The 1,715-nt window shown below is 61.4% G+C and carries 1 protein-coding gene; it reads right to left on the bottom strand.

What is annotated here, in order from left to right:
* Window positions 1-24: 24 nt before the first annotated feature.
* The coding region (locus ACXJL8_RS40300) for a SulP family inorganic anion transporter (RefSeq protein WP_456686953.1) at window positions 25-1,715 on the bottom strand (1,691 nt) is incomplete at its 5' end.

Below are 1,715 nucleotides of genomic sequence, written 5' to 3'. Positions count from 1 at the left end.
TATTCATGCCCGGCATGCCACTTCCTAACGTTTGGCTTGGTCCTCCCAGTCCTCCCACTCTACGTCGTTGATTTCCAGGTAACTGGAAACGGCTGCGCCGATCGTTGGAAAGAAATATTGCTCGCCAAGCTGCGAGAACAGTCCAAATCTCTTCAGCTTGTCCTTGACTGGATCTTTCAGTTCGGCAAAGCAGAACTCGATACCCCGCGCGTGCAACGCCTCGTCCAATTCGGCGACTATATCGCCGGCGGAGACGTCCACGCTGGTGACAGGCTCCGCCGCAACGACCAGCCAGCGTACGGGCGTCGGCGATTTCGCCACGGCGTCCAGTACGCGCTCTTTGAAGAATTCGGCGTTGGCGAAGAACAGCGGCGCATCCCACCGAAACAGGACCAGCCCGGGGATTTGGCGTGCATCCGGATATCTTGTGATGTCGTGATAACCTTTGACGCCATGGGCGCGCCCCAACACGGCGGAGTGCGGGCGCCAACCGTCCCACAAGAACTCGGCGATGGCGATTGCAATTGCCAGACCAATTCCTGGAATCACTCCGAGCACCGCCACGCCGACAAAGCAGACCATCGATAGCCAGAACTCCCACTGCTGAATCCGATAGATTCGCTTGAGGTCGGTGACCTCAAACAAGCCGATCGCAGCGGCGATGACGACGGCCGCCAATGCGGCGGTGGGCAAATGCTGAAGCAGGTTTGGTGCCACCAGCAGAAGGACGGCGATGGCAAGCGCGCCGACGACGCTGGTCAGCTGGGTATGGGCGCCGGCGGCTTCTGCAACGGGAGTGCGCGAAGCGCTGCTGCTGATCGGGAAGCCCTGAAAAAAGCCGGTTGCCAGATTGGCCGCGCCAAGCCCCACCATCTCCTGGTTGGGATCGACATGAGTGCCCAATCGTGCGGCGTAGGCGCGCGAAAGCACGCTGGTGTCAGCGAATGATACCAGCGCGATTGCGCAGCCGCCGACCAGCACCGGGACGATATCGCCGTAGGTGATCCAGGGGATCGCGAAACCCGGCAGGCCCTGCGGAAGAGGACCCAAGACCGCCACGCCGTAACGAGTCCCAAGATCAAGCACGCCGACGATGGCAGTCGCCCCGACGACCGCAATCAGAATGCCTGGCAGCCGCTTGTTGTCCCGGAGCAGCAGGATGACCACCAGCGTGCCGAGCCCAATCCCGAGTGCGGCCCAGTTTGTCTTTCCTTCAAGGATTGCATCGGCGAACGCCCATAGGCTTCGTAAAGGTCCTTCGCTCCCGATCGAGAAGCCGAAGAGCTTTGGCAGTTGGCTGATCAAAACGGTCAATGCAATTCCGTTCATGTAGCCGTACCGTATCGGCTTGGAGAGCAGCTCGGTCACAAAACCCAGGCGCGCGATGCCGGCTAGAATGCACACCGTCCCCGAAACGATCGCCATCATCGCGGCGAGCGTTGCCGCGCGAAGAGGATCGCCACCAGACAGTGGGACGACAACGCCGAGGATGACGGCTGCCAGCGCCGAGTCAGGTCCCAGCACGAGGATGCGGCTGGGGCCGAACACCGCGTAGACCAACAGCGGTACGATCGTTGCGTACAGASCGTAGATGCCGGGCAAGCCCGATGCTGCCGCGTAGGCAATTCCGACCGGGACCAGCATCGTCGCCAGGACGAGTCCAGCGAAGATATCGCGCGGAAGCCACGCCGCCTCATATCGGCGGAGGGTTTCGA

The sequence above is a fragment of the Bradyrhizobium sp. P5_C11_2 genome (assembly GCF_054049755.1).
The sequence above is the reverse complement of the archived record's forward strand: the minus strand, read 5'-3'. Positions and strand labels throughout refer to the sequence as shown.